Raw genomic sequence first — 21,560 nt, 5'->3', positions numbered from 1 at the left:
TCGAGTACGGCTGGGAGGTTTTTGTGTGTTCTACAAACATACTTTCTACGGGTAGGGCACAATGGTGGAGAGATAAGGAGAAATGCTTTGGATCAGGAAGAAATAGTTAATGTCGCTGAAGACCTTTTGACTCGACGCTACGGCGGCGGGCAAAAGCTCCACGATGTAACTCCGCTGAGCGGATCAGGCAACGCCAATGTGTCCCGCGCACGCGTCGCGAACAATCCCTTCTTGCCTCATCGCACGGTGGTACTCAAGCATTCACCCATCACGGGCGATAAGGTCGAAGATGCCGCATTTATGCGAGAAGTAGTGTCTTATCAGTTCACTACGTCCCTCGCCGAAGAAGTGCGCCCGGGACCAGTGCTTTTGGCACATGACTTTGATCAGCGTCTCCTTGTCATCTCCGATAGCGGAGACGGTGATACTTTTGCTGATCTCCTTGCGGAATCGGATCCGGAAAAGAGAATTCAGATCCTCCGCAATCTGGGCACGTCTCTGGGCAAGATGCATTCTGGCACCGCAGGAAAAGAAGATGCGTTTAACATCTTGCTCTCCCGCATGCTGCGCAATCAGGGCGACGCGAAGGGAATGCAGGATCTGCGAGAGCGGTTATTGGACTTCGGCATGGAGTCAGGCCTTGAGGTATTAGAAAAATCAGGATTCGAAGTACCTGCAGCTGTAGCGAAGGAAGTCCCGCGGATCCAAGACAGGATTCTGCATGGACAGTTCCGCGCCTTTACTCCCTTTGACTTGTCCCCAGACAACATCATTGTCGCCGAACGCACCATTTTTCTGGACTACGAGTGGGCCGGCTTCCGCGATGTCTCCTTCGATCTTGCCTGCGTCGTCGGCGGATTTCCGCAGTACCTGTCCAACCGTCCGATCTCCGACGATGAAGCAGAGGCATTCGTCGAGGCGTGGTCTCGTGAGATCTCCGGGGTCTGGCCAAGCATTCTCAACGAAGATGTCCTGCATGAATCCATCACCACGGCCTTAATCGGCTGGGCCCTTTCAAGCGTGACGCTGATGTATTACGGCTCGCTATCTCGCACGTTGGTCTATAGCGACAGGGCGCAACAAACTTTGGATCTGAGCGAGACTGAGATTGATTATCTCGGTGTCAACCATGAATCGACGTTGCAAATGGAACACACCGGCGAGCTGCTCCGGCCGGCCGAATCGGGTGGCTTCTCCGAGGAGGAACTGATGATTCGACGTGACTTGTACGAGACGTTTGAAGCGCTGTCACGCTACGCGGCCAACGGTCGTGCGACGAGGTACACAGTCGTCTCCGAGTTCGCAAAAAGCGTTGCAGAGCGTCTTGACGATCGAAGGGCCCAACGCCAATAGGTAGACTCGATCGCATGCAAGATGGATTGTTCGAAGAACCGCGGGGCGCTGCTTCTGGCACGAATGGCAGCGGGCAGGACGAAGCGGACTTCGCACAACGTGGCACCTCCTTCTTCGATGCGGGAGCCGGGGCGCCCTTAGCCGCTCGCATGCGGCCGCGATCGCTCGACGAAATGGCAGGACAAAAACACCTGCTCGGTGAGGGCAAGCCACTTCGTCGTCTCATCGAAGGTTCGGGGGACGCATCGGTAATTTTGTACGGTCCACCTGGAACCGGAAAGACCACCATCGCCTCGTTGATCGCGAAACAGATGGGGCAAAACTTCGTCGGGCTCTCGGCCCTTTCATCGGGTGTCAAGCAACTGCGCGCGGTGATTGATAAAGCACGCCGTGATCTCATCGACGGGCAGCGCACTGTTCTTTTTATCGACGAGGTGCACCGGTTTTCCAAGACCCAACAGGATGCGCTGCTTGGCGCTGTGGAAAATCGCACGGTGCTCTTGGTGGCAGCCACCACGGAAAACCCCTCCTTTTCTGTGGTGGGGCCACTCTTGTCGCGCTCGTTGCTGTTACAGCTGGAGCCGTTGGACGAAGACGATCTCCGTGAAGTAATCAATCGCGCAATCACAGATTCACGCGGGTTGGATTCTCGGATCTCTATCGATGACGATGCTCTCGAACAACTCGTGCTGCTTGCCGGTGGCGACGCCAGGCGTGCGTTGACCTATCTAGATGCGGCCGCCGAAGCGGTGGACGACGGCGGAGTGCTCACCATTGAAACGGTGCGCAATAACGTCAACAAAGCGATTGTCCGCTACGACCGCGACGGCGACCAGCACTACGATGTGGTCAGCGCGTTTATTAAATCGATTCGTGGTTCCGACGTTGATGCGGCGCTGCATTATCTTGCCCGCATGGTCGAGGCAGGAGAAGACCCGCGGTTTATTGCACGCAGGCTCGTCGTCCACGCATCGGAAGATATCGGGATGGCCGATCCCACGGCGCTGCAGGTTGCCGTTGCAGCGTATGAGGCGGTCTCGTTCATCGGCATGCCGGAGGGGAGAATCCCGCTGGCACAAGCCACAATTCACCTTGCCACTGCACCAAAGTCTAACGCGACAATTCTCGGGATTGATCGGGCAATCGCCGACGTCCGTGATGGAAAAGCTGGACACGTTCCGGCGCATCTGCGTGACGGTCATTATGAAGGCGCCTTTCGCTTGGGAAATGCCGTGGGGTACGTTTATCCTCACGATGCCCCGTTGGGCGTAGTGCCGCAGAGATACATCCCAGAAGGCCTTGACAATGCCGTGTACTATGAGCCGACCGACCACGGTGCCGAAAACCGGATCCGTGATTTCGTCGGAAAGCTACGCAGAATCGTCCGCGGTAAACCGCGGGGGTAGAGTGTATCTGCAGTAGTTTTATTTTTCTCACCCTATTTCGACCACAAATCGGAGGACACCGCTCGTGCAGACCCATGAGATTCGGGACCGCTTTACTCAACACTTCGTCGACGCAGGCCACGAGGCTGTGCCGAGTGCGTCTCTCATCCTCGATGACCCGACGCTTTTGTTCGTCAACGCGGGCATGGTGCCTTTCAAGCCTTATTTCTTAGGTCAGCAAACCCCGCCATTTGAAAATGGTACGGCTACCTCGATTCAGAAGTGCGTGCGAACTCTCGATATTGAAGAAGTCGGTGTGACCACACGTCACAACACCTTCTTCCAAATGGCCGGAAACTTCTCCTTCGGCCAGTACTTCAAGGAAGGTGCAATTAAGCACGCCTGGAATCTGCTGACTGGTTCCTTGGAAGACGGCGGTTTTGGCATGGACCCCGAGCGTCTCTGGGTCACCGTGTACCTCGACGACGATGAGGCAGCTGAAATCTGGGAGAAGACTATCGGAGTGCCGAAGGAGCGAATCCAGCGCCTTGGTATGGAAGACAACTTCTGGTCGATGGGCATCCCAGGACCCTGTGGTCCTTGTTCCGAGATCTACTACGATCGTGGCCCAGAATACGGCAACGAAGGCGGCCCAGCAGCTGACGATAACCGCTACATGGAGATTTGGAACCTTGTCTTCATGGAGTCCATTCGTGGCGAGGGCGACAAGAAGGGTGGCTTCGAGATTGTCGGCGAGCTGCCAAAGAAGAACATCGATACCGGCATGGGTGTCGAGCGCGTAGCTTGTATCCTCCAGGGCGTAGAAAACGTCTATGAGACCGATCTGCTGCGTCCCGTGATCGATGCTGCCGAAAAGCTCACCGGAACTACCTACAAGGACGACGAGCATGACAATGCCGTTCGTTTCCGCGTGATTGCGGATCACTCCCGTACCGGCATGATGATCATGCTCGATGGTGTCACTCCATCCAACGAAGGCCGCGGCTACATCCTGCGTCGCCTGCTTCGCCGCATTGTTCGTTCGGCACGCCTGCTGGGCGCAACCGGCGGTGTCCTGGAAACCTTCATGAACACCATCATGGATACGATGACCCCTTCGTACCCTGAGATCGCAGAGAGCCGCGAGCGCATCCTGCGCGTGGCTATCAACGAAGAGCGCGCATTTTTAAAGACCCTTGAGTCCGGTACTCAGCGCTTCGACGTGGCAGCAGCCGCTGTGAAGTCCGAAGGCGAGAATGTCCTGTCGGGTGAGCAAGCATTCGAGCTGCACGACACGTACGGCTTCCCAATCGACCTGACCCTGGAAATGGCTCGCGAATCCGGCCTTGATGTGGACATGGAGGCATTTGATCGCGAGATGAACGAGCAGCGCAGCCGTGCCAAGGCCGACAACAAGGCGAAGAAGCACGGTGCCGCCGATGAATCTGTTTACCGCGAGTGGGTAGACAACAACCCAACCGACTTTGTTGGTTACTCCGAGCTCGAGCTTGATTCCAATGTGATCGGCCTCGTCCGCGACGGCGAAAAGGTCAACGAAGCGGTAGCCGGTGACGAGGTGGAGGTCATCTTGGATGCCACCCCGATGTATGCAGAATCCGGCGGTCAGTTGGGTGACCGAGGCCGCTTGGTCATCGGAGATACGATCCTCAACGTCAATGACGTCCAAAAGATCGGCAAGAAGCTCTACGTGCACAAGGCAACCGTGCAAAACGGTGGCCTCGATCTGGGCTCCACCGTCCACGCAGAGGTCGACGAGAAGTGGCGCCACGGTGCACGTCAGGCACACACCGCAACTCACTTGATCCACGCTGCCTTGCGCCAGGTGCTGGGCCCTACAGCTGTGCAGGCTGGTTCCCTGAACAAGCCTGGTTACCTGCGCTTCGATTTCAATTACACCGAGCAGCTCTCAGAGGCACAGCTCGACGAGATCACTACGATTGCGAACCAAGCAGTCGATGCTGACTTCGACGTGAACACAATCGAGACCACGCTAGACAAGGCGAAGTCGATGGGTGCATTGGCATTGTTCGGAGAGAACTACGGCAACGATGTTCGAGTCGTGGAGATCGGTGGCCCGTTCTCGGTCGAGCTCTGCGGTGGCACCCACGTCACGCACTCGTCGCAAATTGGACCCATTGCAGTGCTGGGTGAATCCTCTGTGGGCTCCGGCGCGCGCCGGATTGAGGCTTACTCGGGTATGGATTCCTTCCGTTACTACTCGAAGGAAGCAGCCCTTGCCTCGGGCCTTGCTGCCGAGCTGAAGACCCCAACGGAGCAACTGCCAGAGCGCATCGCAGCGCTCACCGAGAAGCTCAAGGCTGCGGAGAAGGAAATCACCGCCCTGCACCAGGCCCAGTTGCTGGCCAACACCGGCGACTTGGTGAACCAGGCAGAAGACATCAACGACTTCAAGGTCATTGCTGTGGAACTTCCTGAGGGCACCCCGGCCTCGGATCTGCGCACCATCGCGCAAGACCTGCGCGGTCGGATCCAGGATCGACCCGGTGTGGTTGTGGTTGCCAGCCAAGCTGACGGCAAGGTGCCTTTCGCGGTTAGTGCCAATAAGGCAGCCGTGGAGAAGGGCATCAAGTCTGGTGACCTGGTGAAAACCTTTGGTGGCTATGTTGATGGCCGCGGTGGCGGTAAGCCGGATCTGGCTCAGGGCTCTGGCGCAGATGCTGCTGGTTTGCAGGAGGCCTTCCGCGCGGTCAAGGACCAAATCGCGGATAAGTAGCCTCGCAGGAGTATTATTACGAAAAGGTTACGGAACACGCCGAGGTGGAAGCGAAGTATTCTCGTTTCCACCCTATAGCGTGTGAGACGCAACTCTAGTTCAATACTCCGATTGAAAAGGTTCCAAGGCAACGTATTCATGGCAGCACAACACGTCACACCGGATACTCCTGGTGCGCAAGACCCCGGTCTGGGGCGCCGCATCGGAATCGATGTGGGGACTGTGCGCATCGGGGTCGCTTCATCTAACAGGGAAGCCACCCTGGCCACCCCGGTAGAGACTGTGCCGCGCGAAACTGGCTTCAAAGATCGCGATAAAGCGGACATCGACCGCCTTGTAGCGATCATCGAAGAGTACGACGCCGTCGAGGTTATCGTCGGGTTACCGCGTGACCTCAAGGGACACGGTTCGTCCAGCGTCAAGCACGCCAAAGAGATTGCGTTTCGCATCAACCGCAGGTTAAACGGCACAATCCCCGTGAGGCTTGCCGACGAGAGGCTGTCCACCGTAGCTGCCACAACAGCGCTACGGGCTTCCGGCGTTTCAGAAAAAGCCGGCCGGAAGGTCATTGATCAGGCTGCGGCCGTGGAAATTTTACAATCCTGGCTCGATGGCCGGGCGAATTTTCTCAACGAACAAAGCAATCCACTTAGAACAGACACTAATGAGGAGATGAATTGATGACTTCCGGACGATCTTCCAGAAGCCGCACTGGAGCGGTTGCGGTCCTTGTAACTTCGCTACTCCTCATCGTCGGCGCGGTTGCGTATATCGGTTTCTCCTTGACCTCCTCGGACGGTAGTTCTTCCGTGGCTGCCGATTACGAGGGCACCGGAAACGGCGTAGAGCAGGTCGTCGAAGTTCCAGAAGGCAGTTCGATGTCAGCTCTTGGGCCGGAGCTAGAAGAACTTAATGTGGTTCGCACGGACGGCGCGTTCCAAACGGCAGCGCTGAACCATCTTGAATCGGCAAACATCCAGCCAGGTTTTTACCGTCTCCAGCAGGAAATGAGTGCAAAATCCGCCGTGGAGGCATTGCTCGATCCTGCTAATCAGATCGATCTATTGGATATCCCAGGTGGCGCGACCTTGTCGGACGTTGTCGTTGTTGGTGGTGACACCCGCAAGGGCATCTACTCCATGATTTCCGATGTGACCTGCAATAACGGCACCCCTGAACAGTGCATCTCTGTCGAGAAGTTGGAGAACATGGGCGCCAACGCGGATCCGGGAGCCCTCGGCGTGCCGGAGTGGGCTCTGGCGCAGGTATCGCAGCAGAGCGGTAACCCCAAGCGCTTGGAAGGCCTGATTGCACCGGGTCGCTACGTCGTCGACCCGAGCTCGAGTGCCGAGGAAATCCTCACCGACCTTGTTTCCCGTTCGACAACCGCATACAACAGCACCGGCATTGTTGAACGTGCCAGTGCGATTGACCTGACCCCTTATGAGCTCCTCGTTGCCGCTTCGCTGATTGAGCGTGAAGCTCCAGCAGGCGAATTCGACAAGGTCGCGCGCGTCATCCTCAACCGCCTAGACGAGCCGATGCCGCTGCAGTTCGACTCCACAGTGAACTACTCGCTTGACGACGTCGAGTTGGCAACAACCGACGAGGACCGCGCTCGCGTGACTCCGTGGAACACGTACGCGATGGACGGACTTCCCGCCACTCCGATTGCCTCGCCATCTGAGGAGGCCATTACGGCGATGGAGAATCCCGCAGAAGGCAATTGGCTCTACTTCGTCACCATCGACGAACAAGGCACCACCGTATTCAACGACACCTTCGAAGAACACCTCGACGACGTGCAGTCTGCGCAGAACTCCGGCATTCTCGATTCCCAGCGATAGGCAGATACCCACCATGTTTAAGGCCGCAGTATTGGGCTCTCCAGTCGAGCATTCTCTTTCGCCGGTCTTGCATAATTCCGGTTACGAAGCAGCAGGTCTCGACGACTGGTCCTTCGAACGCATTGAATGCACCGCCGAGGACCTGCCTCGCATCGTGGGGGAATCGGATGAGTCCTACCGCGGGTTCGCCGTGACCATGCCTGGCAAGTTCGCAGCCCTCGAATTCGCCGACGAAGTCACCGAGCGAGCGCAATTAATCGGCTCGGCGAACACACTGGTTCGTACCGATGCGGGGTGGCGGGCCGATAACACCGACTGCGAGGGCATTCTTGTTGCGCTAGGAGAGCTTCTCGACGATTCCGCGTCGCCGAACAGTGCCGTCGTCATTGGGGCGGGAGGCACTGCACGCCCGGCGATCTGGGCTCTGGCTCAGCTCGGGGTGCGCCACATCGTCGTGATCAACCGCTCGGACCGCTCTGCTGAGTTGAAGGGGTTGATTGATCACTTCGGCATCGAAGCCGAGTTTGTCACTTTCGATGCCGATCTCGAGGCGATCACCCTGGCAACTGATGTGATTGTGTCTACCGTGCCATCCGCAGGAATCGAAGAGCACGTCTCTGTCTTGGGACACGCTTCGACCTTCGACGTGATCTACGATCCCTGGCCCACTCCCTTGGTTATCCGCGCTGCAGCCAATGGACATCGCTCCGTTGGGGGCCACGTTTTGCTGGCAGCTCAGTCCTTTAGCCAGTTCGAGCAATTTACCGGTGTGCCAGCCCCGCGTGAACAGATGCGACAAGCATTGGAAGATCATCTGAACTAGTCTTCCCACTATGTGGGGACTCGGGGGAGCGCTACTATGGTCAGTCGCGCTAATTTTTAGTGATCTGCGGGAACGCAGGCTACCCAATGTGCTCACGCTGCCCGCAGGCGCTATCGCCCTGGTCTGGGCGCTTTTCTTTTCCCCGGGGTCTCTCATCGGTGTGCTGTGGCCCGCGCTGTATCTCGTAGTTGCGCTGCTTCGTGGAGGAGTCGGCGGGGGAGACATCAAGTTGGCTCTGCCTTTAGGGATTGCCGTGGCAAGCACGGCAGGCTTCGTCGGAGTCTGGGTGGCAATCGTGCTCGCAAGTGTTACTACAGTCATCGTGGCAAAAATCGCAGCAGACTCGAGTGCGCCTCATGGCCCAGGCATGCTGCTCGGTGCATGGGCTGTATGGGCTGCGGGAATTGCCGGTTTGGGTTTCATGCACTACACGTACTAATTCACCACTTGGTTGGTGGAGTGTGCGATAATGTTCGACATGCTTCGTTGGACTACTGCGGGGGAATCTCACGGCCAAGCGCTCATCGCCATGATTGAGCACATGCCGGCCGGGGTTCCTGTTGAAAAAGATGAAATAGCACTACAACTCGGTCGTCGTCGGCTGGGATATGGTCGCGGTGCCCGCATGAAGTTTGAGCAGGATGAGTTGACCCTGCTCACCGGTGTTCGCCACGGCAAGAGCCTGGGCAGCCCCATCGCTATTCAGATCGGGAATACCGAGTGGCCAAAGTGGACCACAATCATGTCCGCTGAGCCCGTCGATATGGAAGACCCAGAGATCAACAAGGCCATGAGCTCTGGCCGCGGGGCAAAACTGACTCGGCCCCGCCCGGGACATGCCGACTTCTCTGGCATGGTCAAGTACGGTTTCGACGACGCCCGCCCAGTGCTGGAGCGATCGTCGGCACGCGAAACTGCCGCCCGCGTTGCTGCGGCGACCGTCGCCCGCAGCTTCCTGCGCGAGACGCTCGGCGTTGAAGTCTTCTCCCACGTGATCTCCATCGGTGAAAGTGCTCCTTACAAGGGTGAGACTCCATCATTTGCCGATATCGAGGCGATCGACGAATCTCCTGTGCGCGCTTTTGCGAAAGAATCCGAAACAGACATGATCGCCTGTATTGAATCGGCGAAGAAGGCCGGCGATACGCTCGGCGGCATCGTCGAGGTCATCGTCGACGGCCTGCCTATCGGCTTGGGCTCCCATGTCTCTGGCGACGATCGCCTTGATTCTCAACTGGCTGCAGCTCTAATGGGGATCCAGGCCATCAAGGGTGTTGAGATCGGTGACGGCTTTGAAGAGGCACGTCGTCGCGGCTCTGAGGCCCACGATGAAATGGTGCGAGACGACAACGGTGTACACCGCGCCACCAACCGTGCCGGTGGCCTCGAAGGAGGCATGACTAATGGCGAGCAGCTGCGCGTACGCGCTGCGATGAAGCCAATTTCCACGGTGCCACGCGCACTGCGCACTGTGGACATGACCACGGGTGAAGCAGCTTCCGGTATTCACCAGCGCTCCGATGTCTGTGCCGTCCCTGCCGCCGGTGTCGTCGCAGAAGCGATGGTCGCTCTGGTTCTGGCGCGAGCTGTGCTGGAAAAATTCGGGGGAGACAACGTGGAAGAAACTAAGCGTAATATCTCTGCGTATCAGGAATACGTGAATACGCGTCTAGCTTTTGGAGATGAATAGATGGACAAACAGCCTGCTGTTTCGGCACTGGGTGACGTCTGCCACACAAGCCCCCGTGTAGTTCTGGTCGGCCCACCGGGCGCTGGAAAATCTACCATCGGGCGTCGTATTGCACGCGCGCTAAATCTTCCTCTGGTTGATACCGATCAGATGCTCGAGGAGGATAAGGGTACTGCTTGTGGCGACTACTTTGCCGAGGTCGGCGAGGAAGCCTTCCGCGAAGCCGAAGCAGAGTATGTGAAAAAGGCGCTCATGACCGGGGGAATCGTCTCCCTTGGCGGAGGCGCAGTATTGACGGAATCGACCCGCCAGCTGCTACAGAACCACATGGTTGTGTGGATTGACGTGACCGCTGAGGAGGGCGCGCGCCGAACTGCTCGGGAGAACACCCGCCCAATTCTCGCTGCAAAAGATCCCGAAGCGCATTACCGTTCACTCCTAGAAGCGCGGGAACCGTTCTACCGTGAGGTGTCTGACTATCGCGTCCGCACCGACTCGCGCCCACCTCAGCGAGTAGTTGCTGAGATCCTTTCTATTATTGACGCTGATTTCGACCTCGATTAGGAGACACCGCAAGCCATGGCAACTATTAAAGTTAATGGTCCCACGCCGTATAACGTGCACATTGCTCGGAACCTAACGAACAATCTCGCAGCCCACGTCAAGGAGACTGGTGCAGCAAACGTCGCCATTGTGCACCAACCCACGTTGGCTGCACCCGCACGCGTGATCGCGGAAGAGCTCGGCGCAGCAAATCTCACTGTGACCCTTGCAGCCACCCCGGACGCTGAGGCAGGCAAGACCATCGAGGTCGCCTCCGGAATCTGGGATGTCCTTGGTACGGAGAACTTCTCCCGCCAAGACGTCATCATCGGTTTGGGCGGAGGCGCTGCCACCGACTTGGCAGGATTTGTGGCAGCAACCTGGATGCGCGGCATCAAAGTGATCCAGGCACCGACAACGTTGCTCGCCATGGTCGACGCTGCCGTGGGCGGCAAGACCGGCATTAACACAGATGCCGGCAAGAACCTAGTGGGATCTTTCCACGAGCCAGACGCAGTCTTCGTCGACTTAGAGCGCCTCTACACCTTGGCACCAGAGGAAATTACCGCTGGTTCCGCCGAGATCATCAAGACGGGCTTTATTGCCGACGAGCGCATCCTGGAAATCATCGAGGACAGCTCCGAGCGCGCCCTCGACGTAGATCAGAATCTGCCAGAACTAATCGAGCGTTCCATTGCGGTGAAGGCATCTGTGGTCGGCCAGGACCTCAAAGAAGCCGGTCTGCGTGAGATGCTCAACTACGGTCATACCTTCGGCCACGCCATTGAAAAGCGCGAGAATTACTCTTGGCGCCATGGCGATGCGGTCGCAGTGGGCATGATGTTTGTGGCCAACCTGGCGAAGAACCGTGGGCTTATCGATCATGCCTTGGTGCAGCGCCACCGCGACATCCTGCAGTCGGTTGGCTTGCCCACGACCTATGAGGCGGGCGCCTTCGACGAGCTGTACGAGGGAATGCTCCACGACAAGAAGAACCGCGATGGCAAGATCCGTTTCGTGGCCCTGGAAGGAGTCGGCGAAGTCACTCGCATTGAGGGCCCTTCCATCGAGGAACTGCAGGCCGCATACGCAGAAATCTCGGAAGGCTAACCCATGAAGGTTCTCGTTCTAAATGGCCCCAACCTCAACCGGTTGGGCAAGCGCCAGCCTGAAATTTATGGCTCGACCACGTTGAGCGACATCGAGCAGATGATCGCTGATCAGGCAGACAAGCTCGGCCTCGAAGCAGAGTGTCGCCAGTCCAATTATGAGGGTCAGCTCATCGAGTGGGCCCACGAGGCCGCGGACAACAACTGGGCCGTTATTATCAACCCAGGTGGCTTGACTCATACTTCGGTTGCGCTGCGCGACGCACTCGTCGAGCTCACCGATGGACACGGCTTCATCGAGGTGCACATCTCGAATGTGCATGCCCGCGAGGAGTTCCGTCACCACTCGTATCTGTCATCAATTGCGATTGGCACGATCGCTGGTCTCGGGACACACGGCTATTTGGCTGCCATGGAGTATTTCGCGGGACTAAGCTAAGCCACATGGCTTTAGCAGATACACGTTTCGCGACCCGTCGACGTCGCCTTTCAGCACGGCTTGCAGGGCAGCGTATCGACGATATGTTGGTCACTCACTTGACGCACGTGCGGTACCTGTCCGGATTTTCCGGCTCTAACGGCGCATTGATCTTGTCCAAGGATCTCTCCGCAGGGATTGCCACGGATGGGCGTTATACCACGCAGATTGCGGAAGAAGTCCCGGATATTCCAGCGATTATTCAGCGCGCGACTGCCCAGGCTCTGCTGGAAAAGGTCCCGGAAGGCCGCAGAGTGGGCTACGAGGCCAGCCACGTGACCATCGCGGAGCTTGAGAGCTGGCAGGATTCGCTTCCCGACGATGTCACGCTTGTTCCTGTGACCGGTGTGATCGAAGACCTGCGTCTGATCAAAGATCCCATCGAGATTCAGTTCCTTACGGAGATCGCTGAGTTAGCCTCCCGGGCGATGGAGGACCTCCTCGCCGCGGGGGAGTTGCGGGCAGGTAGGTCCGAAATCGAAGTCGCGGCTGACTTGGAATACCGGATGCGCAAGCTTGGCGCGGAGCGCCCCAGTTTCGATACCATCGTTGCCTCCGGCCCCAATTCTGCAAAGCCTCATCACGGCGCCTCCGACCGGATCATTACCGACGGTGACATCGTGACCATCGACTTTGGAGCGCATCGCCGTGGCTTCAACTCGGATATGACACGGACGTTTATGGTCGGCGAGCCGAGCGAATTCGCCCGGGAAATCTACGGTGTCGTTTTAGAAGCCCAGCTAGCGGGATGCCGTGCGGCCACCCCAGGCACAGCACTCGTCGACGTCGATAAGGCGTGCCGTGACATCATCACCGAGGCTGGTTATGGGGAGTACTTCGTCCACTCCACCGGTCACGGCATCGGCCTGGATGTTCATGAAGCCCCCAGCGCCGCAACCACCGGCACGGGAGAGCTGGCCGAGAACATGACGCTGACCATCGAGCCGGGGATTTATGTCCCAGGTAAAGGTGGCGTGCGGATTGAAGATACGTTGGTGATCACCAGCGGGGCCCCAAAGATCATTACTAGTGTTAATAAGCAGCTCACCGTGGTGTAATATGGTGACGCTAAGACTCCAAGAGATTCGATAGGAAGTGTTTCGTGGCATCAACCGCCGATTTTAAGAATGGACTTGTCCTCGTTGTCGATGGCAAGCTGCAGCAAATCATTGAGTTCCAGCACGTCAAGCCGGGCAAGGGCCCAGCATTCGTGCGCAGCAAGCTCAAGGATATCGTCTCCGGCAAGACCGTCGACAAGACTTGGAACGCTGGCGTCAAGGTTGAAACCGCGACGGTTGATCGCCGCGATATGACCTACCTGTACAACGATGGTTCCTCCTACGTTGTCATGGACGACAAGACCTACGAGCAGTTCGAGCTGCCACTGACCGCTTTCGGTGACGCAGGCGCATTCCTGAAGGAGAACATGCGCGTGCAGGTTTCCTTCCACGAGGGAAGCGCACTGTTCGGCGAACTGCCGATCTCCGTGGACCTTGAGGTCACCCACACCGATCCAGGCCTGCAGGGCGACCGTTCCACTGGTGGCACCAAGCCAGCAACTCTGGAAACGGGTGCAGAGATCCAGGTTCCTCTCTTCCTGGAGACCGGAAACGTGGTCAAGGTTGACACCCGTACCGGTGAGTACCTCTCTCGCGTAAACAACTAATGAGCGAAACCACTGAAACCCGTGACCAGAAGGAGCCGCGGAATCCGAAGCGTCACGGTACACGTTACCGCGCTAGGCGTCGCGCTGTAGACATCCTGTTCGAGGCAGAAGCACGAGACTTGGATCCCGTAGCTATTGTCGAGGACCGAGTACAGCTGGCGAAAAACCCGGATAACCAGGTTGCTCCTGTCAATGAGTACACGCGCGCCCTTGTTTCTGGCACGGCTGAGAAGCTGGATGACATCGATGATGTCATTGAGCGTTTTCTCTCCCAGGATTGGGAGCTGGGTCGCCTTCCTGCAGTTGACCGCGCGATTTTGCGCGTGGCGTCGTGGGAGATCATGTTCAACGACGATGTCGACGGTCCAATCTCGGTTGTCGAAGGCGTAGAGATGGCGTCGGAGTACTCCGGTAGCCAGGCTGCACCATATATCCACGCGGTACTCGACGACGTTGTGCAGCTGCACGCAGCCAATGCCCCCGAGGCTGCAGAAGACGAGCAAATTTAACTACACTCGCGGACATGTCCGATTTCGATATAGACGATGTCCCCGAGCTGCGCGTCACTGAAGGCTTTCATCTCGCCGACATTGACCCGGATTCCACTCCGGGCTTTGACGGCGACAAAGATGACCTCGATGAGCTCTTCCAGTCCTTCGACGAAGAACTCGCTGATCAGCAAGAGAAGCTTTTCGCCAACGGGCGCTCCCATCCAGACAAAACCGAGTCCATTCTTTTGGTCCTGCAAGGTATGGATACTTCGGGTAAGGGCGGAGTCATCCGCCACGTCGTGCGGCAATTCGACCCGCAAGGCGTGCATACGGTTGGTTTCGGTAAACCCACCGAGGAAGAGGCCGCGCACGACTTTTTGTGGCGCTTTGAGCCGCACCTTCCGTCACCTGGATTCATTTCCGTCTTCGATAGGTCCCATTACGAAGACGTCCTTGTCCAGCGCGTAGAAAAGCTCGCCGATGACGAGGAGATCGAGCGGCGCTACGGTGCCATCGTCGACTTTGAAGAGCAATTGGTCGCTCAGGGCACAACCGTGATCAAGGTGATGCTCAATATCTCCCGCGATTTTCAGCGCGAAAACCTGGAGGAGCGCATTGAGCGATCCGACAAGCACTGGAAATACGATCCCGGCGACATTGATGTCCGCTCCAAGTGGGAGCTCTACATGGCGGCGTACCAAATCGCCTTAGAGCGCACTTCCACGGAGAAAGCACCGTGGTTCTGTATTCCCGGCAACAACAAGCAGTACGCCCGAATGGTCGTCAAAGCACTGCTGTCCCGAGTGCTAGAGAAGATGGACCATTCCTGGCCAGAGGCGCACTTCGACCCAGAAGAAGAGAAAGAGCGCCTCTCTAGATCCTAATCAGCTTGTTCCTCGCGGAAAGCTTCGTTGATGTTCTGGGTGATCGCTACCATCGCGTCTTGGGTGGCAAGCACCGCGTCCACGGCCGATTTCAGTGCGGCGGAAAGCTGCTCGTCGTCAAGCCCGGCGGCAAGTGGTAGCTCGCGCTCGGTGCGCACGATCAGGTTGTCTAGCTTATCGACGATCACCGCACGCGCGCCGAAGGACGCCGAGTTAACCTGGTTCGCCGCGAGGTAGAACGTGGCGTCTGCGTCGTCGCTTGGAATTTCTGTTGCTGCGTCAGCGCGGACGATGACTACGGAGCTGAGCAGCGCGAACGCCACGTTGAACCCGTTGATGTTGGCCTGTCCGAGATTGCGGGTGTCGTCGCGGGCGATCTCGATGCCGTGTCCGCGCATGGCTTCGTCGATGCGGTCGAGGGTGACTTTAGTGCTCATGGGTCTCCTCCCAGGTCACAAGGTTCGGGAATTGCTGGCTGAGGAAATCGAAGGCCGAAACCACAGCATCCAGCGTGGACATAACAAAGGCGCCGATCTGGTTGAAGGAGGCGCCCTTCGAGATATCCAGGATGCGGTAGGCATTCGCGGACAGGTGATGCTCGCCGTTTTCGTAGAAGCGCAAGGTCGGCGCGAACTGCATCTGGTTGTATTCATTGCATGCAGCCAGCAGGTTGGTGGCCAGCGCGCGAGGGAATTCGCCGCGCCACAATGCTTCGCACACCAGGGTGTCGCCTTCTTGCACGAAAGCGATTGCTGCATTGGCAAAACCAGTGCGGACAATGGTGGTTTCGCCAGTCTCGGTCGGGGCTGTTTCCATCCGGTAATCCAAATTCTCGTCGTGGAGAATCGTGGTTACCTGTTCTATTGAAAATGGTTGTGGAAGGTTCTTTTCATCCATTCCACCACAGTATCAACCGGGCACCTGCTGGGCAGATTATGTACCGTAGAGACTCTCAGTGCCCAGCTCGTGCGCCAATGCTGCCTTCAACGTGGGGTAGCGGAATATGTGCCCAGCCTCGAGCAGTCGGGCAGGAGTGACGTTCTGGTCGGCCATGACCAGTTCTTCGGCGCCTTCTTTGCCAAGGAGCATGCGCGGACCGAATGCTGGTACTGGCATCAACTGTGGCTTCTTGAGTTCTTTCGCCAGCGCATCGGAGAATTCGCTATTGAGCACGGGGTGTGGGGCGGTGGCGTTGACTGCGCCGGCCAAGGACTCGTCGATAAGCGAGCGAAAATAAATATCTGTCAGGTCATCGATGGAGATCCACGACATCCAGAATTCGCCGTCACCGAAGCGGGTGGCAAGTCCTGTGGCTGAGAGGGTTCTAAAGATGGGTAATACGCCGGCGGTGCTGCCGAGCGCGATGCCCGAGCGGACGTTGACAACCCGCAGTCCGGCATCCTTGGCGGGCTGGGTGGCTTCCTCCCAATCCACAACTGTGTCGGCGAGGTGGCCTTCGCCGCGGTCGCTTGATTCATCGATGGGTTGTTCGCTGCCTCCGGCTCCGTAGAAACCCACGGCGGAGGACGCGACAAAGGTCCGCACTCCGGGAGTGTTAGCGGCGAGGGTGGCTAACTCGCGGGTGGGTTTGACGCGGGACTCGTAGATCTCACGCTTATGGGCCTCATTGAATCGTCCATATAGCGGTTCACCGGCGAGATGAACCACGGCATCCACGCCCTCGAGAAGATCGTGATGGGGGTGGCTGGTGTGCCAGTGACGTTGGCCTTCTTTTGCCTCGCCGCGAACGAGTTGGATCACCGAGTGGCCGGCCGTGGTCAGCTGAGCCATAAGCGCGCGACCGACGTGACCGCGCGAGCCGGTCATTGCGATGGTCAGCGGCGTGGAATCGGCGAGCTGGCCCATGCGATTGAGGAAGGAAATGTCTTCGATCAACTGGTGTTGCCGGTAGGCGAGCATCGGCTCTAAGGATTTTGCGGGCAGGCGAGTGGTGATCTCGTCGGTGATGCGGGTGCCATCCTCGTCATCGGAAAAAATGTGCACGTGTTTCCAATTCGCTACAGCTTTCATCGGTGCGTTGATGCACACGTCGGTGAACTGGTGGCGATTGTGATAGCCAGAAAGATCGTGCTTTGCCACCCATTTCAGCCCGGCTGGCAGAGAGAAGATGGTCGTGCCGTCCGAGAGACGCTCAGCTTGCTGGACGGGGCGCATCGGCAGAAAGGTGGGGCTAAGCCGCGCCACGGCACCCGGGCGGGTATGCCAGTCCCAGACAGTGTCCCTGTCTGCAGGAACGACATGATCGGCTGTGATCCCCATCGTGATCCTCTCAATTTTCGTGAATACTGGTTCCCAGGATGTCCGATTGAAGTGCTAAAGTAACAATCGTTCTAAGCACACCAGCATAGACAATTTTGACCCGAGCTTGTACCAAGAAACATTGACATCCTTTAAAGACCGCACAGAGAGGCGGAGAAGGAGGTTCGATGAGTGGAAACAACAACCGCGTCACATTAGAGCTGCTCTCAGCAGACGATGTCGCACGCACTGTTGCACGCATCGCGCATCAGATTATTGAGAAGACGGCACTGGATCAGGACACACCGATCGTGCTGCTCGGCATCCCCAGCGGGGGTGTTCCCTTGGCTCGCCTTTTGGCGGACAACATTAAAGACTTTTCCGGCGTTGACGTTCCCGTTGGCAGCCTGGACATCACCTTGTACCGCGACGATTTGCGTGAGAAACCGCACCGCGCGCTGCAACCCACCAAGATTCCGATCGCCTTAGACGGCGCTGTTGTTGTGCTTGTCGACGATGTGCTGTACTCCGGCCGCACGATCCGTGCAGCACTCGATGCTTTGCGTGACTTGGGACGTCCAAAGACAGTGCAGCTTGCCGTTTTGGTTGATCGTGGACATCGCCAGCTCCCGATCCGCGCCGACTATGTGGGCAAGAACATCCCTACCTCCAGCAGCGAGGATGTCGTGGTGAATCTGGCAGCTCTTGATGGGGAAGACAGCGTTGTGTTGATTAAAGAGCCGGAAGGGGAGTAGATGAAGCATCTGCTAGATATTCAATCTTTGTCACGCGACGAGATCGTCGGGTTGATGGATGAGGCCGATCGCTTCCGAGAAGCGCTCGAAGGCCGCGAAATTAAGAAGCTGCCCACCCTGCGAGGCCGCACGATTTTTACCCTGTTCTACGAGAATTCCACCCGTACTCGTGCTTCCTTTGAAACCGCCGGGAAGTGGATGAGCGCCGACGTGATTAACGTCTCGGCCTCGAGCTCGAGTGTGAAGAAGGGCGAGTCCCTGAAAGATACGGGCCTGACCTTGGCTTCGATTGGCGCTGATGCGATCGTCATGCGGCACAGCTCCTCGGGCGCTGCCAAGCTATTGGCTGATTGGGTCGCGCCGAATGGCAATGGTCCGGCAGTAATCAATGCCGGCGACGGCTCCCACCAGCACCCCACGCAGGCCCTGCTGGATGCCGTGACCATGCGTCAACGTATCGGTGACATCGCGGGCAAGAAGGTCATCATTGTCGGTGACTGCCTGCACTCGCGCGTGGTGCGCTCCAACGTGGACTTGTTGTCCACGCTCGGCGCCGAGGTCGTCTTGGTCGCGCCGCCGACCTTGTTGCCTCAGGGAGTAGAAACCTGGCCGGTGCGCACCTCCTTCGATTTCGACGCAGAGATTGCAGACGCCGATGCGGTGATGATGTTGCGCGTCCAGCAGGAACGCATGAATGGCGGGTTTTTCCCCTCGCATCGCGAGTACGCCACGCTCTACGGCCTGTCCAAGGCGCGCGCCGCCAAGATGAAAGACGGTGCCATCATCATGCACCCAGGCCCGATGCTGCGCGGCATGGAAATTAACCACGCCGTCGCCGACTACGACAATGCAGCGGTGCTGCAGCAGGTTTCCAATGGTGTGCACGTGCGTATGGCCGTGCTGTTCACCCTGTTGGCTGCGGAAAGCTAGGAGAAAAGATGACTGAGAATAATTACCCAGCCACGGGTGTCACGAGCCCAGCCGCGATCCAGGCTGTGTTGCTGAACAATGTGCGCCCCTACGGCGAAGGCGACCCAGTCAGCGTGCTGATCCGGGACGGCAAAATCGCCGAGATTGGTGACATCGATACTGCGGCCGCCAAGGATGCACAGGTCATCGACGGCAAGGGCAACGTTTTGCTTCCAGGCCTCGTCGATATGCATGTTCATCTGCGCGAGCCAGGCCGCGAGGACACCGAGACCATCGAGACCGGCTCCAACGCAGCCGCCAAGGGTGGGTTCACAGCCGTGTTTACCATGGCGAACACGATGCCGGTGATGGATCAGCCGATCATCGCCGAGTCCGTCTGGCTTAAGAGCCAACACTATGGCGTATGTGACGTGCATCCAGTCGGCTCCATCACCCAGGGCCTTGAGGGCAAGCAGCTCACAGAGTTTGGCATGATGGCCAATTCGCAGGCTAAGGTCCGCATGTTTTCCGACGACGGCAAGTGCGTCGGCGACCCGCAGCTCATGCGCCGCGCCATCGAGTACTCCCAGGGCATGGATGTCCTGCTGGCTCAGCACGCAGAGGACGTGCGCTTGACCGAAGGCGCCGTGGCCCACGAGGGTGCGGAGGCTGCGAAGCTCGGCCTGCGCGGTTGGCCACGCGTGGCAGAGGAGGCCATTGTTGCCCGCGATGCGATCATGAACCGCGATTACGGCGGCCGCCTGCACATCTGCCATGCCTCCACCGAAGGCACCGTGGATCAGCTGCGCCTGGCCAAGTCGCGTGGGGTAGCGGTCACAGCCGAGGTCACCCCGCACCATCTTTTGCTTACCGACGAAGTCCTGTCCTCCTACGACGGCGTGTACCGCGTGAACCCACCGTTGCGCGAGCGCCGCGACGCCGAGGCGTTGAAGAACGCCCTACTCGAAGGTGTCGTTGATTGCGTGGCTACCGACCACGCTCCTCATGGCTCGGAAGAAAAGTGCGTCGAATTCGAACACGCCCGTCCTGGCATGTTGGGCCTAGAGACCTCGCTGGCCATCGTCGCAAAGGTGTTTGTGGAATCCGGACTGGCTGACTGGCGCTTCGTGGCCAAGGTGATGAGCGAAAAGCCCGCCGAGATCACGCGCCTGCCTGGCCACGGCCGCCCCATTGCGGTCGGGGAGCCTGCCAACCTCACCGTCGTTGACCCGGATGCTCCGTGGACCGTGCATGGTGAGGAACTCGAATCGAAGTCGGAGAATACGCCTTTCGAGGACATGACCTTCAACGCGCAAGTCACCCACACCATTCTGCGTGGTCATGTGACCTTGTCAGATGGCGAGATTTCGGCGCCAGCGCACGGCGATAGCGCTATCGCACAGTAAAACGCATAGAATACATACGAATGAATAATTTACAGTCAGAAAGGGTTCCCGTGACTGCATCCCGCACTCCTGCCATCCTCGTGTTGGGCGATGGCACTACATTCCCCGGCTTTGCCTTCGGCGCCGAGGGCACCACTTTGGGCGAGGCCGTCTTCACTACGGCTATGACTGGTTACCAGGAGTCCATGACCGACCCTTCCTTCCACCGCCAGATCTTGGTCACCACTGCACCACAGATCGGTAACACCGGTTGGAACGACGAGGACAATGAATCCCGCGACGGCCAGATCTGGGTCGCAGGCCTGGTCATCCGTGACCTGTCCAAGCGCGTGTCTAACTGGCGCGCGGAGCGCTCGCTGGAAGACGAGATGAAAAAGCAGGGCATCATCGGTATCGGTGGCGTGGATACCCGCACCATTGTGCGCCATATCCGCAACTTCGGTTCCGTCCCGGCCGGCATCTTCTCTGGCGATGACGCAACTAAGGACGTGCAGGAGCTCGTCGATAAGGTCAATGCGCAGCCATCCATGGAGGGTGCGGACTTGGCAACCGAGGTGTCCACCAAGGAGCCATACACCATCGAGGCAACCGCCGAGAAGCGCTACACGGTCGTGGCTTATGACATGGGCATCAAGTCGGCCACTCCGAATCACTTTGCTAGCCGTGGCATCGAAACCATCGTCGTGCCGGCAAACACCCCGGTCACTGAGATCGAGCAGTACAAGCCAGACGGCGTGTTCATCTCCAACGGCCCTGGCGACCCAGCCACCGCGGATGTGATGGTGGGCATCACCCGCGAGATCATCGCTCAAGAAATCCCGCTGTTTGGCATCTGCTTCGGCAACCAAATCCTCGGCCGCGCACTCGGCTTGAGCACCTACAAGATGAAGTTCGGCCACCGCGGCATCAACGTGCCGGTCAAGAACCACCTCACCGGCAAGATCGACATCACCTCGCAGAACCACGGCTTCGCGCTCGAAGGCGAAGCAGGCCAGAAGTTCGACACCGACTTCGGCCGAGCAGTGGTCACGCATACCTGCCTTAACGACGACGTCGTGGAAGGCGTGGCACTCGAAAACGGCATGGCTTACTCCGTGCAGTACCACCCAGAATCCGCCGCCGGCCCACACGATGCGAACCCACTGTTCGATCAGTTCATTGAACTGATGGACAAGTTCTCGCCAAACAAGAAGTAACCAGGAAGGGA

The 21,560-nt window shown here is 58.1% G+C and carries 22 protein-coding genes; 19 read left to right on the top strand and 3 right to left on the bottom strand.

Annotated elements, in window-relative coordinates; genetic code table 11:
* Nucleotides 1–87 precede the first annotated feature (87 nt).
* From A37O_RS0100930 to A37O_RS0100855, 15 genes are all read left to right on the top strand, one after another.
* Nucleotides 88–1,353, top strand: coding sequence for a phosphotransferase family protein (locus tag A37O_RS0100930; protein WP_018295614.1), 1,266 nt, complete (start codon nt 88–90; stop codon nt 1,351–1,353).
* Nucleotides 1,354–1,367: 14 nt separating this feature from the next.
* Nucleotides 1,368–2,759 carry a replication-associated recombination protein A gene (locus tag A37O_RS0100925; protein WP_018295613.1) on the top strand — a complete coding sequence of 464 codons (1,392 nt, stop codon included), beginning with the start codon at nt 1,368–1,370 and terminating at the stop codon, nt 2,757–2,759.
* 64 nt (nt 2,760–2,823) lie between these two features.
* Nucleotides 2,824–5,493: an alanine--tRNA ligase gene (gene alaS / locus A37O_RS0100920; RefSeq protein ID WP_018295612.1), complete on the top strand. Its 2,670-nt coding sequence runs from the start codon at nt 2,824–2,826 to the stop codon at nt 5,491–5,493.
* Between the two features lie 138 nt (nt 5,494–5,631).
* Entirely contained in the window at nt 5,632–6,174 is a 543-nt protein-coding gene (gene ruvX, locus A37O_RS0100915; RefSeq protein ID WP_018295611.1) for a Holliday junction resolvase RuvX, read from the top strand.
* On the top strand, nt 6,174–7,340 hold the full coding sequence (gene mltG, locus A37O_RS0100910) for an endolytic transglycosylase MltG (RefSeq protein ID WP_018295610.1): 1,167 nt from the start codon (nt 6,174–6,176) through the stop codon (nt 7,338–7,340). The genes ruvX and mltG overlap by 1 nt, the downstream gene beginning before the upstream one ends.
* Before the next feature lie 13 nt (nt 7,341–7,353).
* Nucleotides 7,354–8,163: a shikimate dehydrogenase gene (locus tag A37O_RS0100900; protein ID WP_018295609.1), complete on the top strand. Its 810-nt coding sequence runs from the start codon at nt 7,354–7,356 to the stop codon at nt 8,161–8,163.
* A gap of 10 nt (nt 8,164–8,173) precedes the next feature.
* A complete protein-coding gene (locus A37O_RS0100895; RefSeq protein ID WP_018295608.1) occupies nt 8,174–8,602 on the top strand; it encodes a prepilin peptidase in 429 nt (142 codons plus the stop codon).
* A gap of 30 nt (nt 8,603–8,632) precedes the next feature.
* Nucleotides 8,633–9,853, top strand: a complete 1,221-nt coding sequence (gene aroC, locus A37O_RS0100890; protein WP_018295607.1) for a chorismate synthase — start codon at nt 8,633–8,635, stop codon at nt 9,851–9,853.
* A complete protein-coding gene (locus A37O_RS0100885; protein ID WP_018295606.1) occupies nt 9,854–10,417 on the top strand; it encodes a shikimate kinase in 564 nt (187 codons plus the stop codon). It abuts the gene before it with no gap.
* Nucleotides 10,418–10,432: 15 nt separating this feature from the next.
* Nucleotides 10,433–11,506, top strand: coding sequence for a 3-dehydroquinate synthase (gene aroB / locus A37O_RS0100880; RefSeq protein WP_018295605.1), 1,074 nt, complete (start codon nt 10,433–10,435; stop codon nt 11,504–11,506).
* A 3-nt stretch (nt 11,507–11,509) separates the two neighbouring features.
* A complete protein-coding gene (gene aroQ, locus A37O_RS16350; RefSeq protein WP_018295604.1) occupies nt 11,510–11,944 on the top strand; it encodes a type II 3-dehydroquinate dehydratase in 435 nt (144 codons plus the stop codon).
* 5 nt (nt 11,945–11,949) lie between these two features.
* A complete protein-coding gene (locus A37O_RS0100870) occupies nt 11,950–13,041 on the top strand; it encodes an aminopeptidase P family protein (protein ID WP_018295603.1) in 1,092 nt (363 codons plus the stop codon).
* Between the two features lie 44 nt (nt 13,042–13,085).
* The gene (gene efp / locus A37O_RS0100865) at nt 13,086–13,649 is read left to right on the top strand and encodes an elongation factor P (protein ID WP_018295602.1); all 564 of its coding nucleotides are present in this window, start codon (nt 13,086–13,088) and stop codon (nt 13,647–13,649) included.
* A complete protein-coding gene (gene nusB, locus A37O_RS0100860; protein ID WP_018295601.1) occupies nt 13,649–14,158 on the top strand; it encodes a transcription antitermination factor NusB in 510 nt (169 codons plus the stop codon). Before efp ends, nusB begins: the two co-directional genes overlap by 1 nt.
* Nucleotides 14,159–14,172: 14 nt before the next feature.
* Nucleotides 14,173–15,024 carry a PPK2 family polyphosphate kinase gene (locus A37O_RS0100855; protein WP_018295600.1) on the top strand — a complete coding sequence of 284 codons (852 nt, stop codon included), beginning with the start codon at nt 14,173–14,175 and terminating at the stop codon, nt 15,022–15,024.
* Here A37O_RS0100855 and A37O_RS14340 read toward each other — a convergent pair.
* From A37O_RS14340 to A37O_RS0100840, 3 genes are read right to left on the bottom strand one after another with little or no spacing between them, the layout of a single operon-like run.
* On the bottom strand, nt 15,021–15,461 hold the full coding sequence (locus tag A37O_RS14340) for a YbjN domain-containing protein (RefSeq protein WP_018295599.1): 441 nt from the start codon (nt 15,459–15,461) through the stop codon (nt 15,021–15,023). The genes A37O_RS0100855 and A37O_RS14340 overlap by 4 nt on opposite strands.
* Entirely contained in the window at nt 15,451–15,921 is a 471-nt protein-coding gene (locus A37O_RS0100845; RefSeq protein WP_018295598.1) for a YbjN domain-containing protein, read from the bottom strand. Before A37O_RS0100845 ends, A37O_RS14340 begins: the two co-directional genes overlap by 11 nt.
* A 36-nt stretch (nt 15,922–15,957) precedes the next feature.
* The gene (locus A37O_RS0100840; RefSeq protein ID WP_018295597.1) at nt 15,958–17,304 is read right to left on the bottom strand and encodes a TIGR01777 family oxidoreductase; all 1,347 of its coding nucleotides are present in this window, start codon (nt 17,302–17,304) and stop codon (nt 15,958–15,960) included.
* A gap of 167 nt (nt 17,305–17,471) precedes the next feature.
* Here A37O_RS0100840 and pyrR point away from each other — a divergent pair, with 167 nt between their 5' ends.
* From pyrR to carA, 4 genes are read left to right on the top strand one after another with little or no spacing between them, the layout of a single operon-like run.
* Nucleotides 17,472–18,038: a bifunctional pyr operon transcriptional regulator/uracil phosphoribosyltransferase PyrR gene (gene pyrR, locus A37O_RS0100835; RefSeq protein ID WP_018295596.1), complete on the top strand. Its 567-nt coding sequence runs from the start codon at nt 17,472–17,474 to the stop codon at nt 18,036–18,038.
* Nucleotides 18,039–18,968, top strand: a complete 930-nt coding sequence (locus A37O_RS0100830) for an aspartate carbamoyltransferase catalytic subunit (protein ID WP_018295595.1) — start codon at nt 18,039–18,041, stop codon at nt 18,966–18,968.
* A gap of 8 nt (nt 18,969–18,976) precedes the next feature.
* A complete protein-coding gene (locus A37O_RS0100825) occupies nt 18,977–20,353 on the top strand; it encodes a dihydroorotase (RefSeq protein ID WP_018295594.1) in 1,377 nt (458 codons plus the stop codon).
* A 20-nt stretch (nt 20,354–20,373) separates the two neighbouring features.
* Nucleotides 20,374–21,549 (top strand): glutamine-hydrolyzing carbamoyl-phosphate synthase small subunit, encoded by a 1,176-nt coding sequence (carA, locus tag A37O_RS0100820; protein ID WP_033377615.1) that lies wholly within the window; start codon nt 20,374–20,376, stop codon nt 21,547–21,549.
* Nucleotides 21,550–21,560: the final 11 nt, after the last annotated feature.

This window comes from Corynebacterium lubricantis DSM 45231, assembly GCF_000379425.1.
Classification (GTDB): domain Bacteria; phylum Actinomycetota; class Actinomycetes; order Mycobacteriales; family Mycobacteriaceae; genus Corynebacterium; species Corynebacterium lubricantis.
Note: the sequence above shows the minus strand (reverse complement) of the source record. Positions and strands in the feature narration are given on the sequence as shown.